Origin of the sequence: Kitasatospora phosalacinea, from assembly GCF_000717185.1 — a bacterium.
In the GTDB taxonomy this organism is placed as follows: domain Bacteria; phylum Actinomycetota; class Actinomycetes; order Streptomycetales; family Streptomycetaceae; genus Kitasatospora; species Kitasatospora phosalacinea_A.
Map to the genome: position 1 here is coordinate 73,818 of NZ_JNYE01000032.1, position 6,710 is coordinate 80,527.

General features: G+C 74.3%; 5 protein-coding genes. 1 reads left to right on the forward strand and 4 read right to left on the reverse strand.

What is annotated here, in order from left to right; all coding sequences use genetic code 11:
- Positions 1-139 precede the first annotated feature (139 nt).
- From OO57_RS16260 to OO57_RS16275, 4 genes are all read right to left on the reverse strand, one after another.
- Positions 140-574 (reverse strand): MarR family winged helix-turn-helix transcriptional regulator, encoded by a 435-nt coding sequence (locus OO57_RS16260; RefSeq protein WP_033253179.1) that lies wholly within the window; start codon positions 572-574, stop codon positions 140-142.
- Positions 575-681: 107 nt separating this feature from the next.
- On the reverse strand, positions 682-1,548 hold the full coding sequence (locus OO57_RS16265) for a fumarylacetoacetate hydrolase family protein (protein WP_033253180.1): 867 nt from the start codon (positions 1,546-1,548) through the stop codon (positions 682-684).
- Positions 1,549-1,578: 30 nt separating this feature from the next.
- Positions 1,579-2,616: a cupin domain-containing protein gene (locus OO57_RS16270; protein WP_033253181.1), complete on the reverse strand. Its 1,038-nt coding sequence runs from the start codon at positions 2,614-2,616 to the stop codon at positions 1,579-1,581.
- Positions 2,613-3,848, reverse strand: coding sequence for an FAD-dependent monooxygenase (locus OO57_RS16275; protein ID WP_033253182.1), 1,236 nt, complete (start codon positions 3,846-3,848; stop codon positions 2,613-2,615). The genes OO57_RS16270 and OO57_RS16275 overlap by 4 nt, the downstream gene beginning before the upstream one ends.
- A 295-nt stretch (positions 3,849-4,143) precedes the next feature.
- Between OO57_RS16275 and OO57_RS16280 the strand changes: the two genes are divergently transcribed.
- Positions 4,144-6,621 carry a beta-glucosidase H gene (locus OO57_RS16280; RefSeq protein ID WP_033253183.1) on the forward strand — a complete coding sequence of 826 codons (2,478 nt, stop codon included), beginning with the start codon at positions 4,144-4,146 and terminating at the stop codon, positions 6,619-6,621.
- Positions 6,622-6,710: the final 89 nt, after the last annotated feature.

Below are 6,710 nucleotides of genomic sequence, written 5' to 3' on the forward strand. Positions count from 1 at the left end.
CGGTCGGTCGGGCGCGTGGCGACCTGGGTCGAGCGGCGTCGACGTCACCGGAGCCCGGGGGGCCGCTCCCATGGTGCGGGAGCGGGCCCCGGTCTCCGGGCGCCCGGCGGTGTGAGGTGCGCCGCTTCGCCTCCGGCCGTCAGCCCGCGTCGTCGACGCAGGCGATCTTCCGCAGCAGGTCGATCGCGACGGGCCGCTCGTCGTCCTGGAGGGAGGCCAGCAGCAGTTCGTTGACGTGTTCGGCGGGCGGGATGAGCTGCTGCAGCAACTGCTCGCCGTCGGCGGTGAGCTCCAGCAGGGTGCGGCGGCGGTCGGCGCCGTCGCGGACCTGGCTGACGTAGCCCTGGTCGGTGAGGCGCCGGACGATGTTGTTGACGGTGGAGCGGTCCAGGGAGGTCGCGGACGCCACCGTGCGCTGGTCGTTGCCGGGGATGCGGGCGAGCGCGTTGAGGACGGCGAACTGCTGGGAGGTGACCTCGCGCGAGACGTGCGCGGCCCAGAGCGAGGTGTGGACCTGTTCCGCGCGGCGGATGAGGTGCCCGACGTAGTGGTCCAGTTCCAGTGAGCGTGTCAAGGTGCTGCCGTTTCCTTCGCCGAGGGGTGCCGCGGGCGCGCGTGGGTGCGACCGGTCGTCGAGTCTACGAGCGCGCGGCACCGCCCCGGCGCGGCGCAGGGCCCGGATCAGTCGGCGGTGCGCACCCGGCGGCCGGGCCGCTCGGCGTACGGGGTGGCGCGGCCGCCGTCGACGCCGACCTCCAGCCGCCCGATCCGCTCGATGTCGACGGTGATCCGGTCGCCGTGCCGGATCGGGCCGACGCCGGCCGGGGTGCCGGTGGCGATCACGTCGCCGGGGTGCAGGGTCATCACGGAGCTGGTGTAGGCGATCAGCTCGGCGACGCCGAAGATCAGGTCCGCGGTGCTGGTGTGCTGCCGCTGCTCGCCCGCCACCGCGCAGCGCAGGTCGAGCGCGTCGGGGTCGGGGACCTCGTCGGCGGTGGTGATCCACGGGCCGAGGGGGGTGAAGGTGTCGTAGGACTTGCGGGTGGAGCGGTCCTCGGTGGAGCGGACGGTGATGTCCAGCAGGCAGGTGTAGCCGAAGACGTGGGAGAGGGCGTCGGCCGCGGGCACGTGGTGGGCGGTGCGGCCGATGACGACGGCGAGTTCGCCCTCCTGGTCGGTGCGCAGGTCGCGGTAGGGCAGCAGGACGTCCCGGCCCGGGCCGATCACGGAGGAGTTGGCCTTGAGGAAGACGCCGAGCTCGGCGATGGAGGTCGGGTACGCCATCTCGGCCTTGTGGTCGAGGTAGTTGACCGGCGCGCCGACGATCTTCCCGGGACGGGGGAGCGGCGCTTCGAGCCGCGCGTCCGCCAGCGGCGTGCGCGGCAGGCCGGACAGGTCGGCGGGGAGGGCGCCGCCGAGCTCGATGTGGCGGTGCAGGGGCCCGGCCGGGCCGTACGGGCCCGGACCGGCGAGGAGTTCGGTGACGTCGACGAGCTGGTCGCCGTCGACCAGGCCGATCCGGTCCTGGTCGAAGAGTGCGAGACGCATGGGAGGTCCTTGCTGGGGAGGGGCGGAGGATCAGGCGCCGGGGTCGCCCGGCTCGGTGCGGTACAGGCCCAGGGAGCGCATCACCGGCTCGTCGCTGTAGGAGAACAGCACCGCGTCCTGGGAGGCGGAGGCGTTGACGTGCCGGTAGGTGGCCCAGCCGGGGATCGCGACGGTGTCGTGCTGCGCCCACTCCAGGCGGACGCCGTCGACGATCGTGGCGCCCTCGCCGCGGACCACGTTGACGACGGTGGAGGCGGTGTGGCGGCGGCCGGCGCCGTCGAAGCCGGGGCGCAGGCGGTGGATCCGGCAGCCGATGGTCGGCATGACCGGTCCGCCGGTGAACGGGTCCGTGTACTCCAGCGCGATGCCGTCCACCGCGCTGCCGACGGCGTCGTCGGCGACGGCGTCGAGCGCGCGGGCCGTCTCCTGCCAGGGGTAGCGGGTGACGGGGGAGTTGCCGGTGCCGTCCGGGGTGAGCCAGGTGGGGGTGAGGCGGCCGTGCAGGAACTGGCGGCTGCCGAGGTCGGCGGTGCGGGTGAGCGGCTGGAGCCGCTGGTGGTACTGCTCGTAGAAACCGGCTTCGAGGGCGTTGACCAGCGGGTAGTCGAGCGCGTCGAGCCAGATCATCGGCGCGTCGCCCTGGTGGGTGTGGTCGTGCCAGTGCCAGCCGGGGGTGAGCAGCAGGTCGCCGGGCGCCATCCGCACCGGCTCGCCGTTGACGGTGGTGTACGCGCCCTCGCCCTCCAGGACGAAGCGGAAGGCGTTGGAGGTGTGCCGGTGGGCCTGGGCGGTCTCGCCGGGCAGGATGACCTGCAGGCCCGCGTACAGGGTGGTGACGGTGGCGGGCGGGTCGGTGAGGCCCGGGTTGACCAGCATCAGCACCCGCCGTTCGGCCTCGTGCAGCGACAGCGTCTTCGAGAAGTGCAGCAGGTGCGGACGCAGGTCCTGCCAGCTCCACCGGAACGGCACGGCCCGGCTGCGGGGCCGGGCGGGGAAGAGGTTGCCGTAGAAGCGCCACAGCGGCGCGGCGCCGAGGCGGTCCAGGGTCTCGTAGGCGTCGTCGGTCATGCGGGGACTCCGATCGGAGCGGCGGGCGCGGCGACGGTGTCGGGAGCGGGCGTCCACACCCAGGCGAGGTCGTCGAAGTCCGCGGGGGAGCGGTGGGCCAGGGCGAGGTTGCGCATGGTGGCGCCCATCCCGTCGAGGTGGCAGAGGTCGCCGAACAGGTGCGCGCTGGTCTGGATGCGCCCGGCCCGCTCGCTGCGCCGCGCGGCGTAGGCGGTGAACGCGTCCGCGGCGTCGGGCTGTTCGCGCAGCGCCCGGCCGAGCGCGGTCGCGTCCTCCAGCGCCTGGCAGGCGCCCTGGGCGAGGTACTGCAGCATCGGGTGCGCCGCGTCGCCGAGCAGGGCGATCCGGCCGTACGCCCACTGCTTCAGCGGCGGGCGGTCGTACAGCGGCCAGCGGCGGTCGCGGGCGACCAGCGGCAGCGCGTCGCGGACGGCGTCGCAGGCGCCGGCGAAGCGCTGCTCCAGCTCGGCCTCGGTGCCCCAGTCGTCGGAGTCGGGGGTGTGGCTGTCGCTGCGGAACACGGCGACCTGGTTGTACAGCTCGCCGCGCCGCACCGGGTACTGGACCAGGTGCATGGCGGGACCGGCCCAGACCATGACGGCCTCGTCGGCCGCCGCCTGCGACATCCGGCCGGTCATCCGCGCGGTGGGGATCGCGCCGCGGAAGGCGACGTAGCGCGAGCAGACCGGGTCGCCCTCGCCGGTCAGCGCGCGGCGCAGCCGGGAGTGCAGGCCGTCGGCGGCGATCACCGCGTCGGCGAGCAGTTCCTCGTCCGGTTCCTCGAAGGACAGCCGCACGTGGTCGCCGTCCTGCTCGGCGCGGGTGACGGTGAGGCCGGTGCGCAGGGTGATCAGCGGCTCGGCCCGGCAGGCGGCGAGCAGGGCCGCGTGCAGGTCGGTGCGGTGGGTGACCACGTAGGGGTGCCGGAACCGCTCGGTGTAGGCGCTGCTGCGCAGGTCGAGCGAGGTCACCTCGGTGCCGGAGACGGCGTCCATCATGACCAGCCGGGGCGGCATGACGGCGTTGCGCTGCACGTCGGCCAGGACGCCGAGCTCGTCCAGGGCGAGCGAGGCGTTGGGGGCCAGTTGCAGTCCGGCGCCGATCTCGCCGAACTGCGCGGCGCGCTCGACCAGCGTGACGGCGCGGCCCGTGCGCGCGGCGGCGAGCGCCGCGGCGAGACCGCCGATCCCGCCGCCGACGACGGCGAGCGGACGCGGGGATGACGAGGGCACGTGGCCTCCTCGAAATATGATCAGTACATCAATCATTGATGGGCAGACGATATGCGGCGGAGTCCGCCTCGTCAACGGTCCGGTCAGCAGAACGTTCTACGAGCTTCCGAGTCGCTCAACTGGTTGACCGGTCGGGCGGGCGCGTCTAGATTGCCGCCAGCTGTAGAACGATGCACATCGCAGACCCCGCCGGGGCGGTCCGGCCCACCGCCGCGCCCCGCGCACCCCCACCGCCGGTGCGCGTGCCCCCACCTGCCGCGCCCGGCCCGTTGCCACATTCCCCCCGGAGAGCCGCATGAGACGCCGCGCGTTCCTCACCACCGCCGTCCTGTCCGCCCTGGCCACCACCGTCCCCCCGCTGGCCGCCGCACCCGCCGCCCGCGCCGCCACGGCCGGCGGCACCCCGCGGACCCGGGCCGACCAGCTCCTCGCCACGATGACGCCCGCCCAGAAGGAAGCACTGATCCGGTGCGACTTCGGCGCGCTCGCGGGCCTGGGCATCCCGGCCCTGTCCATCGCCGACGCCTCGGCGGGCCTGCGCGGGGAGAGCGGCGTGACGGCCTTCCCCGTCCCGATCGCCCAAGCCGCCACCTTCGACGCCGACCGCACCGGCGCGCTCGGCGCCGCCATCGGCGCGGAGGGCCGCGCCAAGGGCTACAACAACCTGCTCGCCCCCACCGTCGACATCGCCCGGCACTGGCACTCCGGTCGCCAGGCCGAAGGCATGGGCGAGGACCCGTACCTCACCGGCACCCTCGCCGCGACCTTCACCGCCTCGATGCAGCAGCAGGGCGTCGTCGCCACCGTCAAGCACTTCGCCGCCTACACCCAGGAGGACAACCGGAGCGCGGTCGACGTCACCGTCTCCGACCGCGCCCTCCACGAGGTCTACCAGGCCCCGTTCCGCCGCATCGTCGCCACCACCCCGCTGACCTCCGTGATGATGGCCTATCCCAAGGTCAACGGCACCTTCGCCGTCCAGAGCCAGGCCCTGTTCGACGACCTGAAGAACACCATCGGCCTGCAGGGCCACACCGTCCCCGACTTCTGGGCCGGCGACGACCAGGTCGCCGCCGTCCGGGCCGGGATGGACCTCGTCGGACTCGGCCCCGGCGGCGTCCAGGCCCCGGTCGGCAGCATCACCTCCGGCGTCAGCTCCGCCCGGCTCGACGACGCCGCCCGCCGCGTCCTGGCCACCATGATCGGCGCCGGACTGTTCGACAATCCGCTCCCGGCCCCCGCCGCGAACGTCAGCACCCGGGCCCACCAGGACCTCGCCCACGACCTCGCCGTCCACGGCACCGTCCTGCTGCGGAACGAGAACGGCGCGCTGCCCCTGGACCGGCCCGCCCGCATCGCCGTCATCGGCCCGGCCGGGGCCGACGCCGTCACCGGCGTCTCCGGCTCCAGCTACGTCGACCCCGGCACCTGGACCACCCCGCTGCAGGCCATCCGCGACCGGGCCGGCAGCGGAACCACCGTCACCTTCACCCAGGGCAGCACCGGCGACGTCCCGCTCGCCGCCGTCCCCGCCGCGGTCCTGAGGACCGCCGCGGGCGCCACCGGACTGACCGTCAGCTACTACGCCGGCCCGCAGCCCACCGGCACCCCCGTCGCCACCCGGACCGTCTCCGCCATCGACTTCGCCCAGGCCCCGCTCGGCAGCCTGCCCCCGATCTGGTCCGCCCGCTGGACCGGCAAGCTCACCCCCACCAGCACCGGCCTGCACCGCTTCTCGCTGCTGCCCTCCGGCACCGCGAGCCTCGCCCTCGGCGGGACCACCGTCGTCTCCGGCACCCGCCACATGGCCCGCTTCTTCCTCGGCCCCTTCGACTACCCCCTCCAGGGCACCGCCACCCTCACCGCCGGAACCCCCGTCGACCTCGAGGTCACCTACACCAACGCCAGCGCCCAGTACGGCACCTGCGGCCTCACCCTCGGCTGGCAGCCCGACTCCCTCATCCCCGCCGCGGTCGCCGCCGCGCGCGCCGCCGACACCGCCGTCGTCCTCGCCAACCGCACGGCAGGCGAGGACATGGACCACACCTCGCTCGACCTCCCCGGCGACCAGAACCAGCTCATCGCCGCCGTCGCCGCCGCCAACCCCCGCACCGTCGTCGTCCTCAACACCGACGGCCCCGTCGCGATGCCCTGGCTGGACTCCGTCAGCGGCGTCGTCCAGGCCTGGTACGGCGGCCGCGCCACCGGCACCGCGCTCGCCGCCGTCCTGTTCGGCGACAGCGACCCCGCCGGGCGCCTGCCCGTCACCTTCCCCGCCACCCCGACCCAGGGCGCCGGCGCCACCCCCGCGACCTACCCCGGCGACGGCACCACCGTCGCCTACGGCGAGGAGGTCGCCGTCGGCTACCGCTCCTACGACCGCTACGGCCAGAACCCCCTCTTCCCCTTCGGCCACGGCCTGTCCTACACCACCTTCGCCGTCGGCGACCTCACCCTCGCCTGGGACGCCTCCGCCAAGACCCTCACCGCCACCGCCAGGGTCACCAACTCCGGTACCCGCACCGGCTGGAGCGTCGTCCAGCTCTACGCCGCCCTGCCCGCCGCCGCCAACGCCGAACCCCGCCGCCTGGTCGGCTTCCGCAAGGTCCAGCTCGCCAAGGGCGCCAGCACCCGGGTCACCTTCACCGTCACCGCCCAGGACCTCTCCACCTGGCAGTCCGGCGGATGGTGCCTCACCCCGGGCCTGTACACCCTCTCCGCCGGCCGGTCCTCCCGCGACCTGCCCGTCCAGCGCACCGTCACCCTCGGCTGACAGTGAGGATGTGTAGTGGCTCCTCCGGCGGGTCTGACCCACCGGCTGACCGACGCCGACTGGCTGTCCTCCAGCGGATTTGTCGGCCC

Excerpts from the sequence above, each read along its gene's own strand:
- OO57_RS16280 (WP_033253183.1), top strand. The coding sequence starts at position 4,144 with ATGAGACGCCGCGCGTTCCTCACCACCGCCGTCCTGTCCGCCCTGGCC.
- OO57_RS16270 (WP_033253181.1), bottom strand. The coding sequence starts at position 2,616 with ATGACCGACGACGCCTACGAGACCCTGGACCGCCTCGGCGCCGCGCCG.
- OO57_RS16265 (WP_033253180.1), bottom strand. The coding sequence starts at position 1,548 with ATGCGTCTCGCACTCTTCGACCAGGACCGGATCGGCCTGGTCGACGGC.